This window comes from Bacillus sp. jun7, assembly GCF_051034795.1.
Taxonomy (GTDB): Bacteria; Bacillota; Bacilli; order Bacillales; family Bacillaceae; genus Bacillus; species Bacillus velezensis.
Window position 1 is genome coordinate 2,461,521 of sequence record NZ_CP093219.1, and the last position, 17,904, is coordinate 2,479,424.

Here is a 17,904-nt window from a genome sequence, read left to right on the forward strand (position 1 = left end):
AAGCAAGATCTAATGTTGAATGATTACAAAACAAGGGGGAATCAGATTATGTCAGCTTTCACAAAATCTCAAGAAATTATCAGCCAAACTTCACATTACGGCGCGAACAACTATCATCCTCTGCCGATTGTTATTTCCGAGGCGCAGGGTGTTTGGGTAAAAGACCCTGAAGGTAATCAATATATGGATATGCTGAGTGCTTATTCTGCGGTGAACCAGGGGCACAGACATCCGAAGATCATTCAGGCGCTGAAGGATCAGGCGGATAAAATCACTCTGACGTCACGCGCGTTCCATAATGATCAGCTCGGTCCGTTTTATGAGAAAACAGCCAAGCTGACCGGAAAAGATATGATTCTGCCGATGAATACGGGGGCAGAAGCCGTTGAATCCGCTGTCAAAGCGGCGAGACGCTGGGCATATGGGGTCAAAGGAGTAGCGGATAACCAGGCGGAAATCATTGCGTGTATCGGCAACTTCCACGGCAGAACGATGCTTGCGGTATCCCTTTCTTCAGAAGATGAGTATAAACGCGGTTTCGGACCTATGCTTCCGGGTATAAAATTAATTCCATACGGAGACGCAGAAGCGCTGCGCCGGGCGATCACGCCGAACACAGCCGCTTTCTTATTCGAACCGATTCAGGGAGAAGCGGGCATCGTCATTCCGCCGGAAGGATTTTTACAAGAAGCGGCAGCCATTTGTAAGGAAGAAAATGTACTTCTGATCGCTGATGAAATTCAGACGGGACTCGGCCGCACAGGGAAAACATTCGCGGTTGACTGGGAAAATATCGTACCGGATATGTTCATCTTAGGCAAAGCGCTCGGCGGGGGCGTCTTCCCGATTTCGTGCATTGCGGCGAACCGTGACATTCTCGGCGTGTTTAACCCGGGTTCCCACGGCTCGACATTCGGCGGAAACCCGCTCGCTTGCGCGGTATCGCTCGCATCTCTTGAAGTCCTTGAGGAAGAAGGGCTGGCAGAGCGTTCCCTTCAGCTTGGCCGGTATTTTAAAGAAGAGCTAGAGAAAATTGATAACCCGATCATAAAAGACGTGCGCGGACGCGGCCTGTTTATCGGTGTTGAACTGACAGAAGCGGCCCGTCCGTACTGTGAAAAGCTGAAAGGCGAAGGGCTTTTATGCAAAGAAACACATGATACCGTGATCCGTTTTGCACCGCCGTTAATGATTTCCAAGGAAGACTTGGACTGGGCGATCCAAAAGATCACAAACGTGCTTCAAAACGCGTAAAACCTTGATGCGGCAATGCTTTCCCTCGGCTTGTATGGAATTTACAAATAAAAAATTCAGCACACTCTATTTGCGCGGCGACAGTATTTTAGTATAATGTATCTTTATGTACGGAAATGAATTTCATATAACATTCATATACAAATAGAGGCTCTTTGGACAGCAAATCGGTTTCAAAGCACCGGCTTGGTTCCAATACAAGTTGCTGAAGGGGTGCAGAATAGTGAATACAAATCAAAAAGAGAATCAGCTTCAGCGCACAATGAAATCACGGCATTTGTTTATGATTTCATTAGGCGGAGTGATCGGCACCGGGTTTTTCCTGAGTACCGGATTTACAATTAACCAGGCGGGACCGCTGGGCGCGGTTCTGTCTTATCTGGTCGGCGGTTTTATTATGTTTTTGACAATGCTCTGCTTAGGCGAGCTTGCGGTTGCCCTTCCCGTATCAGGGTCGTTTCAGACGTACGCAACCAAATTCATCAGCCCCGCTTTCGGTTTCGCATTCGGCTGGCTGTACTGGCTCGGCTGGGCGGTGACATGCGCCATTGAGTTTTTATCTGCGGGACAATTGATGCTCCGCTGGTTTCCGCATGTTCCCGTATGGGTGTGGTGCCTCGTGTTTGTCGGACTGATGTTTCTTTTGAACGCGATTACCACAAAAGCGTTCGCTGAGTCGGAATTTTGGTTTTCCGGCATTAAAATTGTAGTCATTCTGCTGTTTATTATTTTGGGCGGCGCGGCCATGTTCGGCCTGATCGACATGAAACACGGCGAGCAGGCTCCTTTCTTCTCTCATTTTTATGAGGATGGATTGTTTCCGAACGGCATTAAGGCTATGCTTATTACGATGATTACCGTAAACTTCGCGTTCCAGGGAACGGAGCTGATCGGGGTTGCCGCGGGAGAAAGTGAAAATCCCGAGAAAACGATTCCGCGCTCTATCCGGCAGACGGTATGGAGAACGCTTGTCTTTTTCGTTCTCTCCATCATCGTCATTGCCGGCATGATTCCGTGGAAGCAGGCGGGAGTGGTCGAAAGCCCGTTTGTCGTGGTGTTTGAACAAATCGGTATTCCATATGCGGCCGATATTATGAACTTTGTTATCTTAATTGCGCTGCTCTCAGTGGCCAACTCAGGCCTGTTTGCATCGACGCGTATCTTATATGCCATGGCGAACGAAGGACAAGCCTTTAAATCGCTCGGCAAAACAACTAAACGCGGCGTGCCGATGAACGCTTTGATCGTGACGCTGGCCGTCGCCTGCCTGTCCCTGCTGTCTAAAGTGGCAGCGCCGGAAACCGTTTATATGTTTCTCTTATCATTAGCCGGACTAAGCGCGCAGGTCGGCTGGATCACGATTTCCCTGTCACAGCTGATGTTCAGACGGAAATACATCCGCGAAGGCGGCAAAGTGGAAGACCTGAAGTTTAAAACACCGCTGTACCCGGTGCTGCCTATTATCGGGCTGACGTTAAATACGGTCGTTCTGATCAGTCTCGCATTTGATTCAGAACAGCGGCTCGCCCTTTATTGCGGCATCCCGTTCATGGCGGTGTGCGTTATCGTCTATCATCTGTATGTAAAAAAGCATAAGCAGTCAGAAAAACAGATAGAGCTTTAAATCTTTTCGTGTCCAAGTCATCTTTGAGAAACCCGCACAGGACAACATACAACATGTTGAGGTGGAAAAACGGATGAACAAGAATATCTCAGTTATTGGAATGCCGATGGATTTAGGACAAGCACGACGCGGAGTGGATATGGGCCCGAGCGCCATCCGCTACGCGCATCTCATTGAACGGTTATCTGACATGGGGTATGCGGTGGAAGACTTAGGCGACATCCCCGTCAATCGTGAAAAACTCAAAAATGATGAAGATCTGAAAAATTTGAACTCTGTGCTCTCGGGGAACGAGCAGCTCGCCCAAAAGGTGGACAGCGTCATTGAGAATGAGCGGTTCCCTCTCGTCTTGGGCGGCGATCACAGCATCGCGATCGGAACGCTGACAGGAACGGCAAAGCACTATAAACAGCTCGGCGTCATCTGGTACGACGCGCACGGCGACTTAAACACCCTGGAAACATCGCCGTCAGGCAATATTCACGGAATGCCGCTGGCCGTCAGCCTCGGCGTCGGGCACGACACGTTGGTGAATTTGGGCGGGTATGCCCCGAAAATCAAGCCGGAGAACGTCGTCATCATCGGCGCGAGATCGCTTGATGAAGGCGAGCGTGAATACATTAAGGAAACAGGCATGAAAGTCTATACGATGCATGAGATTGACCGCCTCGGCATGACAAAGGTCATTGAAGAAACCATTGACTACCTGTCAGACTGTGACGGCGTTCACCTCAGCCTTGATCTAGACGGCCTTGATCCGAGCGACGCACCCGGCGTAGGCACGCCTGTCGTCGGCGGCATCAGCTACCGTGAAAGCCACTTGGCAATGGAAATGCTGTATGATGCCGACATCATCACTTCAGCTGAATTTGTCGAAGTCAACCCGATCCTCGATCACAAAAACAAAACCGGCAAAACAGCGGTCGAGCTGGTAGAATCTTTGTTAGGAAAAAAACTATTATAAAATATGCGCCTCCGCACCTGCGGAGGTTTTTTTTGTTGCCACGAGGAAACTAGCGGGCTTCCACCCTCTTTTTGGACCTGTAAATATGATATATTTATTACACAAAATGGGAAAGGGAGGTGTCTTGACAGATGGCTGAAGTGATGGCCCACGAAACAGTTGCGAAAAAAATCAGTGACTGGTATGAGGAAATCAAAAAGCACAACACTGAATCGGCTGAGGCGTTAAGAGAACAACTGCTTACGGATCTGCAAAATATGACACAAAATCAAACAGTGCTCCTTTATTTTAATTTAATTGATTCCCGCTATAAGCTTTTGATGGAAGAGTATGAGAAAACAGACGACATTTTAAAAACGATCCAGCTGAACGCCGATAAAGAAAAAACAGACCAGATGATTCAATACTATTATTATTTCTTTTCCGGAATGCACGAGTTTTACCGTAAACGGTTTATGAACGCCATTAATTTTTACCGGATTGCTGAAAGCAGGCTCCGGCACATACCGAATGAGATTGAAAGAGCCGAGTTTAATTATCAAGTGGCGATTGCCTACTATGAAATCCGCCAAAACTACTTTGCGATGAACCACGCGGAAAAAGCGTTGGAGATCTACAAAGCCAATGAAATGTACGCGGTCAGAGAAGCACAGTGTTTAATGGTGATCGGCTGTAACAGAATGGACTTGTTCCACTATCAGAAAGCCGAAGAGCTCCTGCAGACGGCGGTTCATCAAGCCGCCAAAGCGGGCGATCCGCATATTGAAGCGCTCGCCCACTTTAACGCAGGCATTTGCTATGAAAGACAGGAAAAACTGGAAGAGGCGCGGGTCGAGTTTGAAACGGCTCTTGATCAAAAGGAGCATTTGCGATCAGCGTATTCGGTGCGGAGTCTGTACATGCTGGCCAGAGTGTTATTGAAGCAGGAAAAGACGGATGAGGGCCGGTTTTGGCTGCATAAAGCGCTGAATGCTGCTGAAGAAAAAAACGAGCCTGTATACACCCAAAAGCTGCGCATTTTACAGCATGTCTTTATTGACCGCAATGAAGAAGCGCTTGAATCAGCTTTCGCCGAGTTAAGAAGGAAAGAGCTGTGGAGTGACGTTTCCGATTTGTCGTATCAGGCCGCGGCGCATTTTAAAAAACAGGAGAAATACAAACCGGCGGCGAAGTATTTTCAGGAATCAATTGATGCCAATGACCAAATTTTGAGATTAACGGAGGGGATTCGTAATGAAAACATGTAAATTCATTGTACTCTCAGCAGCCTTGGCAAGTCTCATTTCGATTGGATTATTTGCGCAAACTGGTTCAACGGCACAAGCCGACCAAATCATAAAACCGGCGGAAAACGGAGCCTTCGGATAATACTTCATGATACCGCTTTCGTGTAAGGAGTGATTCAATGGCTATCACGCTGCAGCCGATGACAGGACAAGAATTTCAGTCCTATCTCGCTCATTCAACCAAGCATTACGCTGAAGAAAAGGTAAAAGCGGGAACGTGGCTGCCTGACGAAGCGCCGGAATTAGCGGAACTGGCGTTTGAAGACCTGCTTCCTGACGGCTTGGAGACGGCCGATCACTATTTATGGACGCTGACATTGGACGGAAAGGAAAATGCCGGCTGGCTGTGGCTGCACGCCGATCCGGACAACCCGCAGCCAGGACGCATTTATTTATGATTTCGGCCTTCATCCGCCTTTCCGCGGCAAAGGCTATGCAAAAGAGGCGCTCGCAAGGCTGGAGGACAAAGCCAAAGACCTGGGTGTCCGCAAGATTTCTCTCCATGTGTTCGCTCATAACGAAACGGCGCGGAAGCTGTATGAGAAGACGGGATTTCTGGAGACGAATGTCATCATGAGCAAAAAGCTGTCATGAAAAGAGGCCCGCACGATGGGCCTCTTTTGTTATTCATCTAACAATGTCATCATTTGTTCCGGGTAACGCTCGCCGGCCGCCGTGCCGATCGGAAACATCTCATCCAACCGCGCCTTCACATCCTCCGGAAGCACAATGTCGAGAGCGGCGAGGTTCTCTTCCAAGTAGTGTTTCTTTTTTGTACCCGGAATCGGAATGAGGTCATCGCCGTTTGCGAGAACCCATGCGAGCGCAAGCTGAGGCGCGGTGATATTCATTTCCCGGGCAATGGCGGTAAGTTTTTGGACGAGCCCTATATTCACCGCCAAATTGTCTCCCTGGAATCTCGGCGTTCTTCTTCTGTAATCATCGGCATCCAGCTGATCTGTCGACGTCATCTTTCCGGAAAGAAAACCTCTGCCGAGCGGACTGTAAGGCACAAATGAGATGCCGAGCTCACGGCAGGCGGGCAGCACATGCTCCTCCGCTTCCCTGCTCCATAAAGAATATTCCGATTGAAGCGCGGCAATCGGGTGAATGCGGACGGCGCGCCTGATCGTTTCTGCGGAAGCCTCTGACAATCCGATATACCTCACCTTTCCTTCGTCAATCAGCTCCTTCATGGCGCCGACAGTTTCTTCAATCGGCACCCGCGGATCAACCCGGTGCAGATAATAAAGGTCGATATAATCCGTCCCAAGGCGTTTCAGACTGGCATCACACGCTTTTTTCACATAATCGGGCCGTCCGTTGATTTCGATAAACTCACCCTTTTCGCTTCGGACATAACCGAATTTCGTCGCGAGGCACAGCTCCTTTCTGAATGGGGCGAGCGCTCTGCCGACAAGTTCTTCATTCGCACCCAATCCATATTGATCAGCCGTATCAAACAAATTCACGCCGAGATGAACGGCATGATGCAGTGTGGAAATCGACTCTTCCTCACGCTGGCTGCCATAGTATTCCGACATGCCCATGCACCCTAACCCCATTGCGGAAACCCGCATCGAACCGATCGTTCTGTCCTTCATATGTCCTCCCCCTTTCTTGTATGATAACCAGATTTCCTGATATTTGAAAATGATTTATGTATATGATTTACATATTGTTATAAAATTTTTAAAAATCTGTAAATTGTATATTTTTTTATCACAATTTCGTCATATAATGAAAACGTGGAAAAATTAACCTTTGAGAAAAGAGGCGAAGTCAATGTGTAAAAAGCTGTTCAAAGCCGTCCTCCCGTTTGCCCTGTCATTCACCATGGTTCTGTCGTTCTCCGGTTTGAATGTAAAAGCGAAAGAAACAGAAATACCACGCTACGCAAAAGAAATCGCAGACCTTCAGCAGGGCACGACTCCTGAAGACGTTCTCCAATCCGCCAAAGAGCTTGCCAAACAGAAGCATGTTTCAACAGAAGCAATTCTCAAGCAGTTTCATCAAGAAATCACGGCAGACAAGGTGCAAGGAAATGTAATCGCTTCCAAAGACGGACTCTCTGCGATGGGCGGATCGTCAGGAACCAAAAAACTCCCGAAAAGCACAAAAGGCAATATTTATTACACGAACTCATACACGGCTTATTACAATCACGGGCATGTCGGCATGTATTCATCCGCTGATAAAATTGTCGAATCCGTGCCGGGAGACGGCGTCCGCCAGATTGCGTATAACGGCAGAGAAGTCGAAGACAATTCAATCGTCCAGACCGTGAAAGTTACCGATGCTCAAAAACAAGCCGCCGCTGACTGGGCCGTATCAAGAGTGGGTGATGAGTACTCCTTCAACTTCGTCAATAACAGAAATACGGGCCATGAAGGTGCCAAAAACTGCTCAAAACTGCTGTGGTCGGCATTCCTCTTAAAAGCCGGGATTGATATCGATTCTAACGGCGGCTTAGGCGTATACCCGCGCGACATCACAAGCTCGTCCTACACAACCACGATTCTGACCATTCACTAAGGAAAACAACGTGAAAAAAATCATTTGGATACCCTTAGTGATCATCGCCGCCGCGGTCTTAAGCTTCTTCTTTTTCCGCACGGAAGATCCTGCGGAGGTTGCGAGAGACACATTAAATGACCCTGATTTTCTGAAAGATAAAGAGGCGCTGCTGTATTTCTCCACTGCCGCTGACCAAGATACGTTCGGCGGCGGAAAAAGCTATGCCCTCTTCGCCGATGAAAAAGGACGGCTCTCTTCTTATCAAATGAAGGGGCTTGAGCTCGGATCGGCCAAAGTGCATGACGAAAGCGTCCTGCTGGAGGACAAAAAAGGAATCTACACCGTTCAGGACGGCCTTCACACGTATAAAAGAGCGTACCAGCATACGGGAGACAGCGCGGGATATATCGAACGGATGAAAGGCTTTTACACGCTGTATAATTCGGGCTACGACAAGAGCGGCGGCAGCTATCGCTCAGAGCTGTACCGCCAGATGGACGGCAGGTGGAAGCAAAACGTCATCCCGCACTATATCCGCGCTTCAGGCTTTTTTAAAGATCATCTTTTCGCACTCACGCCGACAGATGACGAAAAAGGCTATCACGTCCAAGACATTCAAGCCGATAAAGAAAAGCTCCATACAACATCAATCGCGACATGGACGTATAAAGAAGGCACGTCTGTCGAATCCCAGCTCGCCGCGGACGACAGCGCTGTCTGCTTTGTTACCAGAGGAGAAAAAGCCGATCACATCTATCAAATGGTGAAAGTCATGAAAAACAGCGGCGCCATCAAAACGTATGACATCGCCGCTTATAAAAATGACGAACAGACGATCTATGACTCCATGCCGTTCAGCTTCAAAAAAAGCTTTTTCATGGAGCATCGCAGCTTCTATTTCGTTGACGGCTTCGGAACCGTCTACCGTATCAACCCTGAGACCGGAAAAAGCAAAAAGGCCTTCACCCTCCCCGCATCACGAATGAAGGCCGACTTTAAAGAACTTATGCATCAAAACGGAAAGCTGTATCTGTTCACGTACAGCTACAAAAAGCCCGCCAAAATCGAATCCTTCGACCTGAAAACGGGCAAAAAACTGAACGACCTGACCATCCCAAACTTAAAAAACATCGTCACGCCGAAAAGCCATCTCAAGCTGTATGATGTGCAGGTGATGGGGGGGTTTTGAGAAGGAAAAGCAGTCATCATAATGAAAACACAAACTTTGGATGATATAAACAAAAAAACCTTTTATTGGTTTACTTGTACTCGTTTGAGGATATAGAGTAGTAGACTGAATAAAAGGAGGATATATAGTGAAAAAACGTTTCAAATGGTTTGTGGGAGTAGTTATTTTTGTTTTTATGTTCAGTTTTTCAGGTGTGACAGAAGCTATTAGTACAAAGACAATAAAAGATGAAATCACATGCCCTGTCTGTGATAAAACGATTAAGTCTGAAGGAAGTAAAAAAGACAGACAAAAAGCTTTGAATATCGTCAAAGACAGAGATGATTTGGATATGGATAAAACAGAAGTCTTTGTGACTGTTTTAAATAATAAAGATCATAAGATTGCATTGGTTCATTATGAAGATCAGCAAAATCATTCATTTGCGCAGAGGTATATTAATTTAAACACTGAGCAAATCGTTTTATCCGTAGAGGGTAAAGGAAAATGGGACAAAGAAAAAAAAGAAGGAAACTTCAAATTAAGAGTTGGAGATAAAGAAATTATTAATGAAGATTTTAATCAAGATGGATTAAAAGGCAAGGGGAATAATGCTTTATTGAACTCTGTCAAAAAAGCATCTCCGGCAAAATCAAAATTGGAGTCCTGTAACGATTTAGTCACAAAAATGCTGGGGCTGGGATCCAGTATTGCTTGCGCAGGTGCTTGTATGGCTGTCGGAGGTGCTGTCGGCGCAGTAGTGTGCTCGCCCTTATGTTTAGCAATTGAAAATGGAGTTGGCGAAGCAGGTGCTAAAGAAATTTGTGAACAATTCTTTGGTTGAAATATGCAGATTTGAAAAGAGCTTGCCGCTTTTGGTAAGCTTTTTATAATGAAACGTTACTGCAAGAAAGAAGGTGTTCATTTGAAATCATTCAGTATCTTCTTATTGTTGTCCGTCATTTGTATAACCATTGTTTTTGTCATAATGAATATGTTGATTGGATACCCTGATGTGAGCAACGGGGCATTGATTATGATTGTATATATCGTTGTGACCCTCTTGATAAGGCTATATAACAAGAAAAAAGCCGACCGAACATAGAGATAGAGGAATTTAGGAGGGAGCCGATGAAGAAAAAGCTTGCCGCGGTGACCGTAACCATTCTCCTGGTTTCCGTGATAACCAACTCTTTTCTAAACGGCGGAAAGCCGGACTGGATTAATGTATGCTGTACGCTGCTGGCGTGTCTATTAGGAATTCTGTTCGTCCTTCGCTTAGAAAAAAGAGAAAACACGTAAAGAGCCGGATGCTGAAAACACCGGCTCTTTTTGCGCGTGATTTGCCGAATTGTGGATAAAACTCAGCCCGAAGCACTACTAACATGTGTATAAATAGGTTATATTGAAAAGAGAACAATTGCCGCGCGCAAAAGAAAACCGGAGGATGTAACAATGAAAACCGCTTATTATTCTTGTGAAGAACATATCGAAACCGTGCTGGACATGTACATAGATGATCATGAGCTTCCGCCCGAAATCAGAAAAATCGAACATACTAACAGTTTATCCACAGCCTGTGAATTATGTGGGGACACTGCAACATATCTAGTAGGGAACGAATGATCCTACACAAAATACAGAAAAGATATCCACAATTGTGGACAATATATATGAATAACTTGTTTCTAAAGTGGGGATGACCTGTGAATATCAATATTGTGACCATCGGAAAACTAAAAGAAAAATACCTTAAGCAAGGCATTGAAGAATACAAAAAACGACTCTCAGCCTACGCAAAAATCGACATCATCGAACTCCCGGACGAAAAAGCTCCGGAAAACCTGAGCGACCAAGACATGAAAATCGTCAAAGACAAAGAAGGCGAACGCATCCTGGCCAAAATCAGCCCGGACACCCACGTCATCGCCCTCGCCATCGAAGGAAAAATGAAAACATCCGAAGAACTGGCCGATACAATAGATAAGCTGGCGACATATGGAAAAAGCAAAATCACCTTCGTCATCGGCGGCTCACTCGGCCTAAGCGACGCCGTCATGAAGCGCGCAGACGACAAACTGTCATTCTCGAAGATGACATTTCCTCATCAGCTCATGCGGCTGATTTTAGTGGAACAAATTTATCGGGCTTTTCGGATTAATCGTGGGGAGCCTTATCATAAGTGAGTGAGGTTTTTAGAGTAAAGAATTTATTTGCTAATAGTAACAGAGTAATGACGTAAAAAGAATCCTTCCAATTCGACTTTGAAAATCAAAAGAGAAGGCAACGTAGGAGTTTGCCAAAGAATATTAATATTAAAGAAAGGAGAGGGGAATGTGGTAAAGGAAGGATATAGAGGTGTAGAGTACTACAAAGGGCCAGATTTGGCAAAAGGATATATGCTAGATAAGGCTAAAGAAGTTTATGAGGAGTTGACGATAGGTCATACAATAGAGAATATCAATGAAGCTATAGAATTATATAATATAATCAAGTATGTGAAGGACGATACATTTCTATTATATCTTGGTGAAGATAAAGAGGAATGGCTTAAAGAAAAAGACGGTATAGCTAAATCGTTAGTGGGTAAATATATCAATCATCATTCAGACATATTAGCCGAATATGAAGAAGTAGATTTCGAATATAAGGAATGCTTTTGGGAAATAATAGAAAAAAGGAAGTTGGGTGATATTACAGAAAGCAGATTTAAGGTGTTTCTTGATAAACTTGATGTATTTGCATGGCAAATATTTAAGCAATATAAACTTGTGATGAAATATGACGTGGAATTAAGAGAATACATGCTTATCAATCCAGAAGGAAGTACAAATTTACTTTTGGATAAATATTTATTAAAGCATAGGAGCGAACGAGAGGAATCTTATTTGCCACAATCATTAACTACAGAAGATAAAGAAAAGATTATTAGCACCTATATTGATTTAGACAAGCCTAATTTAAATTATACCAGGCTTCTTAGTAATGTACAGAATACAAAAGAGTTTGCTTTAGATACTAGAGTTAAACTGAAAGCAAAAAGAGTAAGCGAAAGACTTGAGAGAGAACTCTTTAAAGATGGTAGTGGGCGGGGAACGGAAATAATAGTTGAGTTCAAAGAAAATGTAGAGGGTACAGTAAAGCAACATTTCACTTTAAGCAAAGTAGGAACAGAAGTTGATAAAGAATGGTTAGAATCAAACCTTGATAATCCTACATTATTGAACAACTTTATATACATATTCGAGTTCGTAAATAATGATATGGTTTCTAAATTCCCATATAATGAAATATATGCAAGTGTTTTTGAAAGATTTGGTTTTGCTCATGAAAAAGAATACAAGACCTGTACAGCTTTCTCAATAAGAGAATCGTTATCCTTAGCACAAATGCATGTATATTATTCATTTCTAAAGAGTAAAAACAAAGATTTAGAAGCAATAATTGAATGGTTCTTCAATGTTTATCTAAAAGAGGAATTCTATATTGAGGACTTCACCATTAAGCTACCACCTATAGATAATCCGAATTTTGAAAAGTGCAAATCTATATTTCCAACTATTGAAAGCATAATCAAGAAGTATAGGTTTTATTTAGAGGATGGTTACATTGATGAAGAACTTGTACAAATGGAAAGCAAGCCTTTGCCATTTTCTGAATGCCCAAGCATGACAAAAGACAGATACGTGTATATAGCGCCAAATAATGATGAGGCTATAATATTGAGAAATATTATGTTCTCTGACCAAAGTAACCTTACTTATTTCCCGAATTATGGTGATATTCAATACAATACGCTTATTGAAAGGTTGACTACTGATAAGCTGTATTTACATGACATAGAGGATTATCAAAAATCGTCTTTAGATTGGCTTATTGAACATGATTATGTGACTGTAAACGACGATAATGAAATAATGTTGGTCAATAGGAATCGAACACTTATACATTATTATATCCATATAAACGGTGTAGTTGTGACTAGTAAGTTAACTAATGCTCTAAAGCAAGAAGTTGATAAGTTATTAAATGAAAGAGTTTTAGTTTCCGAAAATACATTATTAACAAGGCAAGAATCCAATTATATAGATTACTACTTGAATAAGAAAAATTTTATCAATGGATATGACTTAAGGAACAAGTATTTACATGGTACATCTTCTAGCTATGAGAATGAAAATGAGCATTATGTAAATTATTTGCATGCTCTCAGATTATTAATAACGATTATGATAAAGATAAATGATGATCTTTGCACAGCGAAGGTTGTGGGTGATTAATATTAAGAAGAAACGAACCAGGCCCCTGTGGCAGGAGTAAAAATTGTAAGCATCAAGTTAAATTAGGTTCTTTTCAAAATTAGTTGATAATTCTTTCTAGGCATGTTCAGGGCTCAACAAGAAAAAGAAGAAGTAGAGACCATGAATGAATTGATACGGCTTCTCGACCGCATTTGGAATACGATTCTCATGAATTAACAGTCCATGCTGTGGTGATTCATGTATCGTCAAACCTTCATGAAGTTTCCTGACCCCATTGTGGTGTGAGTTCGTCCACCGTTCACTCCACCTATCCGAAAAAGCTTTCAAGATTTACCCATGCAGAGAAACAAGGCCATGATTCGTTTGAGTAATCGGGAATTATTTTATGATAATCCAACTTGTAGCCACGAAATTTTCTTAGAACGTGCAGTGTTCATTTACTGCAGTTCCGTAACGGTTTCGAAAGTCTTGAGTACCCTATTTAAACAAAAATCAATTAATAAAAACCATACTTAGATTAGTCAATGGAGCCTTATCATAAGTATTTTATTTTCTTAAACTGATTTTTTCAGAAAAAACATGAAACTCATGATAATATATAACCAGGTCCATTTCAGAAAAATTTGTCACAGGAGGGTATTTATGAAATCTATTGCAATGTTTAACAACAAGGGCGGAGTAGGTAAAACTACATTAGTATGCAATTTAGCAAGTTTTATAGCTGCTGAGTATGATAAAAAGGTACTGCTAATAGATGCGGATCCTCAGTGTAATTCTACGGTGAATTTACTATCTGATAAGCAATTTGAAGAAGTTTATTATAAAAAAGATGGATTCACAATATACGACATGTTAAAGCCCTTACATAGAGGACAGGGCTATTCACAAGAGTTAAATCTAATAAAAGTAAATAATTTTGATATTAGTTTCTTAGCTGGCGATCCACGGTTGGCATTGATGGAGGATTTACTATCCAATGATTGGAGAGATGCTGTTGCAGGTTTACCCAGGGGTTTGAGGACAACGCTTGTTTTCAGTGAATTGTTAAGTAGATGTAAAGAATTTGACTATGTTTTTTTTGATATGGGGCCATCTTTAGGCTCATTAAATAGATCTATATTATTAGCATCAGATTATTTTATAACACCTATGTCTTCCGATATCTTTAGTTTATTGGCGATTGAGAACATTGGCCAAACTTTAGAAGCTTGGAAAACAAGGTTTAATTATGGAGTTATAAACAATGAAGATCCAGAAGCTTTAGATGGATTAAAAACAGAGAGTAACCTGAAGTTTGCTGGGTATGTTACTCAACAATATACTGCAAAAACAAAGGATGGAGTAAAGAGACCAGTCAAAGCATTTGAACGTATACTTGAACCAATTCCAGCTACGATGAAAAGGGAATTAATTGAAGTCTTGAACAAAGAGGTTGGAGAGAATGATTATGATTTGGGAAGTATTCCTAACTTCCATAGTGTAATACCAATGTCACAAGTTGCCCATAAACCAGTATACAGATTAGAAGCAAAAGATGGAGTAGTAGGTGCTCATTTTACTAAAGTAAAAGAATTTAAATATATTATGGAAGGTATTTCTCGGAAACTGATTGAGAGTTTGGAGGTAATTGGATGATTAGCTGGCCACTTCCTCTCGTGAAAGATATAGCGAGAAGAAAGTCTGTTTTATTTTTAGGTTCAGGAATATCTAGAAATTCCATAAATGCACAAGGTAAAAGGCCACCTACTTGGGAAGAATTTTTGAGAATAGCTTCAGATAATATCTCTGAAAATACTGAACATATTAATACTTTTATAGCTGAAAAAGATTATTTAACTGCTTGTGAAATAATTTATTACAAATTAAGTTCCCATGGTTTTAATGAAATAGCTAAAGATTCTTTCATGAGACCTGGATTTGAAAAACATAGAATTCATGAAGCGATTTTTAAATTAGATTCAAGAATAGTAGCCACTCCAAATGTTGATAAAATATATGATACATTTGCCAACCAAGAATCAAATGGAACTATTAGTGTGAAAAACTATTATGATGACGATTTAGCAGATAAGCTTAGATCCGAGGATCGGATAATCATAAAAATTCATGGCACTATAGATTTCCCTAATCAAATGATTTTTACCAGAAAGCAGTATACAGAAGCTAGGTATAATAATTCCACTTTTTACAAGTTGTTAGATGCCTTAGCCTTAACCCACACATTTATATTTTTAGGGTGCGGTCTAAATGACCCTGATATTAGATTAATTTTAGAAAATTATGCTCATGTATATCCAAATAGCCGCCCACATTATATGGTAACGGCCTCAGATAATGTGACTGAAGATTTAGTTCGGTCTACAAGAGAGAATGCTAACTTGGAAATTATAAGTTATGATTCAACGAACAATCATATAGAACTCTGTCGATCATTAGAATCATTAGTTGTTTTGGTTGAAGAGGAGCGAGATAAAGTTGCTAGTGCAAGAATTTGGTGAGTAACATTCTGTATATTGAGAAATTAACTCTAGTATTACACCTGGCATTTTGTGGAATAGTTCGATAGATTGAATTTTATGCAAAACTATTGCTAGTTAGCAGTCAATGAGGTGAAACAAAAACCAGATTCCACTACAAATCTGGTTTCCCACAGCTATTGAAAGCAACCTACTGTTGCTTCTCTTTCACCATCTTAATAAAGAGAAAGAAGACAATGATTACAATAAAATAATTCAATGGGTTCTTAACGATGCTTATCTCCAGTGAAATCTGTAAGAGTATCCAGAGAATGAAGATGGCTAGTATTGAAGGAATGATGATTTTGTACATGTCGACCACCTTCCATAGTTAGTAAAAGAAAGGGGCGCGGGCCCCTTTTTCTTCATGGTTAAAAGCAAGATGCGGCAGCTCCTGTCATTGCACCGCCAACAGCGCCGGTAATGGCTCCGACGGCACCCGCTCCTACTGTTCCGATACCGGGTATTGTGACTGTTCCTACAGCAGCTCCTGCAAGACCCAGTGTGCCGCCTCCAGTTACCGCACCACCGCCAGTACCTAAAATACATTTCCCGACTGATTGGGTGCTGATTGACCCGCTCGTTTTTCCAGCGTCTTTGTTTACGACTTTGACTAAAACGCCATTTTTGACTTTTTCATATTTCAGTGTAACGGGGTCACCATTTTTGTCAGTAGAGCTTTTCGGAAGAGCCTGCTCCTCGCCCGTTATGTTGTCTTTTAGGGTTGCATTGCCTTTAGCGTCAATATGAACATCTGCATGATTGAACGTCATCTTCAGCTCACTGTCGTTGAGGTTTTCAACTTTGTATGTAGCTTGGGATTCTGCAGCAGCCGCAGCATGAGGTAAAACCGGGAGGGCAAAGGCACCTGCTAGGAATACCAAGGCTGCCAGTTTCACTGCGGTTAGCTTCATTCTGCTTTGCATCATTGATCCTCCTCCTTTGGTTGCCATACTAACAAAGGCATTCTGCTTGTTAAACCCTTACCATATAAAATGATAAAAAATTCACCCAATTTCATCACATTAACCAACAAGGTTTGTATGTTTCCCTTCGAAAGTCATAGGAGAGCAGGGTTCATATCTGATGCGAAGTTATCAAGGAGGATAGAAACCGTAAAGAAGAGCTCAGAGAAGCACCTTTATTGCGAACAACAGCTTCTTCCGCATTTTCCCTACGACAGTATAAATCCCTTTGCGTCACGGAAACCTAGTGGAAAAGGTTTCTGAAAGGAGGGGGATATGATGAAAAGTGAAAAAATTCAAAACAAAACATCTTTGGTTTGGAAGATGGCGATTGCCTCTGCTGTTTCGTGGGAAGCGGCAAAACTAGCGGGCTCTGATCACCCCTATTTAGCGCCTCTGTCTGTTATCTTATGTTTGCAGCCAACGATAGATCAGTCAATTCGCTTTTCTTTTCATCGTATTGCGGGAACTGCGATTGGAATCATGCTAACGTCCTTTCTTGTCAGTCACTTGCCAATGAATGGCTGGATGCTGGGGCTGTTCCTGTTAGGCGGGACTTACATAGCGAAGTGGTTGCGAATAGATGTAACGGTTCTGCATCAGGTAGCGCTCACCATTTTATTGGTCTTTACGTTTGAACGAAACTCTAAAGATTATGCATTCGACCGAATCATCGATACGGTGATCGGCGTCATCATCGCGATTCTGGTTCACATGTTCCTGTTTCCGCCGGATTACACAAAAAAGGCAGCGGACTCTTTTCAAACATTGGCCCGTCAGCTTTCCGGCACACTTTCAGACCTTTCCAAATGGGTGCAATCAGAGTGGGGGCAAGGAAAAGGGAACCTTATGGAATATAAAATGAACCATCTTCTGCAGGAGCTGCATATGACAAAAGAGATGCTGCAAACAGCCTCTGACAGCTTAAAATTCAACCCCGTCAGAAAAAAACATAAAAACATCATTTCAAGCTATCAAATAGAGATGCAAAAGTTGAACGCCGGATTTGAGTATCTGTCAAATATAGTGAAAACGTTAAAAGAATGGGAAAAAGAAGGAGCTTTATCTTCAAGTGACAAAAGGGAGCTGGGGAATAATTTACAAGTGTTAAGTGAATATTTTGCGGGTTTTAAAGGCATACAGCAGGGTGAAACAGACAATCGGAAACAGAAGGAACAGAACGTGTTATTGGAATCTCTCCGCTCCGACTTGCTGTCGCACCCGCCGCCCGGTCATAAGGTCTATAAAGACTCTTTTTTTTTAGAAACGAAGAAATTGCTGAAGCGTTTGTAATGTTTTCTGGAAATAAAGAATACGGATATACAGATGCAGATATGATCAGGTAAAA

At 42.6% G+C, this 17,904-nt stretch carries 18 protein-coding genes and 1 pseudogene; 16 read left to right on the forward strand and 3 right to left on the reverse strand.

The features are described from left to right. Window positions 1-48: 48 nt before the first annotated feature. The 6 genes and pseudogenes from MJQ52_RS11970 (at window position 49) to MJQ52_RS11995 (ending at window position 5,722) form a co-directional block, all read left to right on the forward strand. Window positions 49-1,254: an ornithine--oxo-acid transaminase gene (locus MJQ52_RS11970; RefSeq protein ID WP_063636594.1), complete on the forward strand. Its 1,206-nt coding sequence runs from the start codon at window positions 49-51 to the stop codon at window positions 1,252-1,254. Window positions 1,255-1,477: 223 nt separating this feature from the next. Then, window positions 1,478-2,878, forward strand: a complete 1,401-nt coding sequence (locus tag MJQ52_RS11975; RefSeq protein ID WP_017418506.1) for an amino acid permease — start codon at window positions 1,478-1,480, stop codon at window positions 2,876-2,878. A 73-nt stretch (window positions 2,879-2,951) separates the two neighbouring features. Continuing rightward, the gene (rocF, locus tag MJQ52_RS11980) at window positions 2,952-3,842 is read left to right on the forward strand and encodes an arginase (protein WP_004393135.1); all 891 of its coding nucleotides are present in this window, start codon (window positions 2,952-2,954) and stop codon (window positions 3,840-3,842) included. A 131-nt stretch (window positions 3,843-3,973) separates the two neighbouring features. Further along, window positions 3,974-5,089, forward strand: coding sequence for an aspartate phosphatase (locus tag MJQ52_RS11985; protein WP_017418507.1), 1,116 nt, complete (start codon window positions 3,974-3,976; stop codon window positions 5,087-5,089). After that, on the forward strand, window positions 5,076-5,210 hold the full coding sequence (locus MJQ52_RS11990; RefSeq protein ID WP_004393139.1) for a hypothetical protein: 135 nt from the start codon (window positions 5,076-5,078) through the stop codon (window positions 5,208-5,210). Before MJQ52_RS11985 ends, MJQ52_RS11990 begins: the two co-directional genes overlap by 14 nt. Before the next feature lie 37 nt (window positions 5,211-5,247). After that, a pseudogene (locus MJQ52_RS11995) lies at window positions 5,248-5,722 on the forward strand (GNAT family N-acetyltransferase). A 29-nt stretch (window positions 5,723-5,751) separates the two neighbouring features. Here the strand turns inward: MJQ52_RS11995 and MJQ52_RS12000 are convergent. Next, the gene (locus MJQ52_RS12000; RefSeq protein WP_077723093.1) at window positions 5,752-6,732 is read right to left on the reverse strand and encodes an aldo/keto reductase; all 981 of its coding nucleotides are present in this window, start codon (window positions 6,730-6,732) and stop codon (window positions 5,752-5,754) included. A 181-nt stretch (window positions 6,733-6,913) separates the two neighbouring features. Between MJQ52_RS12000 and MJQ52_RS12005 the strand changes: the two genes are divergently transcribed. From MJQ52_RS12005 to MJQ52_RS12045, 9 genes are all read left to right on the forward strand, one after another. Then, window positions 6,914-7,663, forward strand: a complete 750-nt coding sequence (locus MJQ52_RS12005) for a YiiX/YebB-like N1pC/P60 family cysteine hydrolase (RefSeq protein ID WP_014306154.1) — start codon at window positions 6,914-6,916, stop codon at window positions 7,661-7,663. 10 nt (window positions 7,664-7,673) lie between these two features. Next, entirely contained in the window at window positions 7,674-8,834 is a 1,161-nt protein-coding gene (locus tag MJQ52_RS12010) for a hypothetical protein (RefSeq protein ID WP_094247338.1), read from the forward strand. A 127-nt stretch (window positions 8,835-8,961) separates the two neighbouring features. Next, window positions 8,962-9,657 (forward strand): ABC transporter substrate-binding protein, encoded by a 696-nt coding sequence (locus MJQ52_RS12015; protein WP_094247339.1) that lies wholly within the window; start codon window positions 8,962-8,964, stop codon window positions 9,655-9,657. Window positions 9,658-9,944: 287 nt separating this feature from the next. Beyond that, the gene (locus MJQ52_RS12020) at window positions 9,945-10,115 is read left to right on the forward strand and encodes a hypothetical protein (protein WP_166460961.1); all 171 of its coding nucleotides are present in this window, start codon (window positions 9,945-9,947) and stop codon (window positions 10,113-10,115) included. A 153-nt stretch (window positions 10,116-10,268) separates the two neighbouring features. Beyond that, window positions 10,269-10,439, forward strand: a complete 171-nt coding sequence (locus tag MJQ52_RS12025; protein ID WP_004393147.1) for a CxxH/CxxC protein — start codon at window positions 10,269-10,271, stop codon at window positions 10,437-10,439. A gap of 80 nt (window positions 10,440-10,519) precedes the next feature. Further along, window positions 10,520-10,999: a 23S rRNA (pseudouridine(1915)-N(3))-methyltransferase RlmH gene (rlmH, locus tag MJQ52_RS12030; protein WP_013354196.1), complete on the forward strand. Its 480-nt coding sequence runs from the start codon at window positions 10,520-10,522 to the stop codon at window positions 10,997-10,999. Window positions 11,000-11,149: 150 nt separating this feature from the next. Beyond that, window positions 11,150-13,093 carry a hypothetical protein gene (locus MJQ52_RS12035; protein WP_088037194.1) on the forward strand — a complete coding sequence of 648 codons (1,944 nt, stop codon included), beginning with the start codon at window positions 11,150-11,152 and terminating at the stop codon, window positions 13,091-13,093. Between the two features lie 624 nt (window positions 13,094-13,717). After that, complete coding sequence (locus MJQ52_RS12040) at window positions 13,718-14,710, forward strand: ParA family protein (protein WP_434181818.1); 993 nt, start codon at window positions 13,718-13,720, stop codon at window positions 14,708-14,710. Beyond that, the gene (locus tag MJQ52_RS12045; protein WP_061861697.1) at window positions 14,707-15,573 is read left to right on the forward strand and encodes an SIR2 family protein; all 867 of its coding nucleotides are present in this window, start codon (window positions 14,707-14,709) and stop codon (window positions 15,571-15,573) included. The genes MJQ52_RS12040 and MJQ52_RS12045 overlap by 4 nt, the downstream gene beginning before the upstream one ends. Before the next feature lie 169 nt (window positions 15,574-15,742). Here MJQ52_RS12045 and MJQ52_RS12050 read toward each other — a convergent pair whose 3' ends face one another. Further along, window positions 15,743-15,904: a hypothetical protein gene (locus MJQ52_RS12050; RefSeq protein ID WP_044052758.1), complete on the reverse strand. Its 162-nt coding sequence runs from the start codon at window positions 15,902-15,904 to the stop codon at window positions 15,743-15,745. Window positions 15,905-15,962: 58 nt separating this feature from the next. Then, entirely contained in the window at window positions 15,963-16,517 is a 555-nt protein-coding gene (locus tag MJQ52_RS12055; protein WP_094247910.1) for a Pathogenicity island protein, read from the reverse strand. A gap of 315 nt (window positions 16,518-16,832) precedes the next feature. On the opposite strand from MJQ52_RS12055, the gene MJQ52_RS12060 reads away from it, so the two are divergent. Continuing rightward, window positions 16,833-17,849, forward strand: coding sequence for an FUSC family protein (locus MJQ52_RS12060; protein WP_094247340.1), 1,017 nt, complete (start codon window positions 16,833-16,835; stop codon window positions 17,847-17,849). Window positions 17,850-17,904: the final 55 nt, after the last annotated feature.

What these genes read in the sequence shown, in the direction of transcription:
- MJQ52_RS12055 (WP_094247910.1), bottom strand. Translation starts at nt 16,517, where the DNA reads ATGCAAAGCAGAATGAAGCTAACCGCAGTGAAACTGGCAGCCTTGGTA.
- MJQ52_RS12025 (WP_004393147.1), top strand. Translation starts at nt 10,269, where the DNA reads ATGAAAACCGCTTATTATTCTTGTGAAGAACATATCGAAACCGTGCTG.
- MJQ52_RS11990 (WP_004393139.1), top strand. Translation starts at nt 5,076, where the DNA reads ATGAAAACATGTAAATTCATTGTACTCTCAGCAGCCTTGGCAAGTCTC.
- MJQ52_RS12020 (WP_166460961.1), top strand. Translation starts at nt 9,945, where the DNA reads ATGAAGAAAAAGCTTGCCGCGGTGACCGTAACCATTCTCCTGGTTTCC.
- MJQ52_RS12005 (WP_014306154.1), top strand. Translation starts at nt 6,914, where the DNA reads ATGTGTAAAAAGCTGTTCAAAGCCGTCCTCCCGTTTGCCCTGTCATTC.
- MJQ52_RS12000 (WP_077723093.1), bottom strand. Translation starts at nt 6,732, where the DNA reads ATGAAGGACAGAACGATCGGTTCGATGCGGGTTTCCGCAATGGGGTTA.
- MJQ52_RS12050 (WP_044052758.1), bottom strand. Translation starts at nt 15,904, where the DNA reads ATGTACAAAATCATCATTCCTTCAATACTAGCCATCTTCATTCTCTGG.
- rocF (WP_004393135.1), top strand. Translation starts at nt 2,952, where the DNA reads ATGAACAAGAATATCTCAGTTATTGGAATGCCGATGGATTTAGGACAA.
- MJQ52_RS11985 (WP_017418507.1), top strand. Translation starts at nt 3,974, where the DNA reads ATGGCTGAAGTGATGGCCCACGAAACAGTTGCGAAAAAAATCAGTGAC.
- MJQ52_RS11970 (WP_063636594.1), top strand. Translation starts at nt 49, where the DNA reads ATGTCAGCTTTCACAAAATCTCAAGAAATTATCAGCCAAACTTCACAT.
- MJQ52_RS12040 (WP_434181818.1), top strand. Translation starts at nt 13,718, where the DNA reads ATGAAATCTATTGCAATGTTTAACAACAAGGGCGGAGTAGGTAAAACT.
- MJQ52_RS12045 (WP_061861697.1), top strand. Translation starts at nt 14,707, where the DNA reads ATGATTAGCTGGCCACTTCCTCTCGTGAAAGATATAGCGAGAAGAAAG.
- MJQ52_RS12060 (WP_094247340.1), top strand. Translation starts at nt 16,833, where the DNA reads ATGATGAAAAGTGAAAAAATTCAAAACAAAACATCTTTGGTTTGGAAG.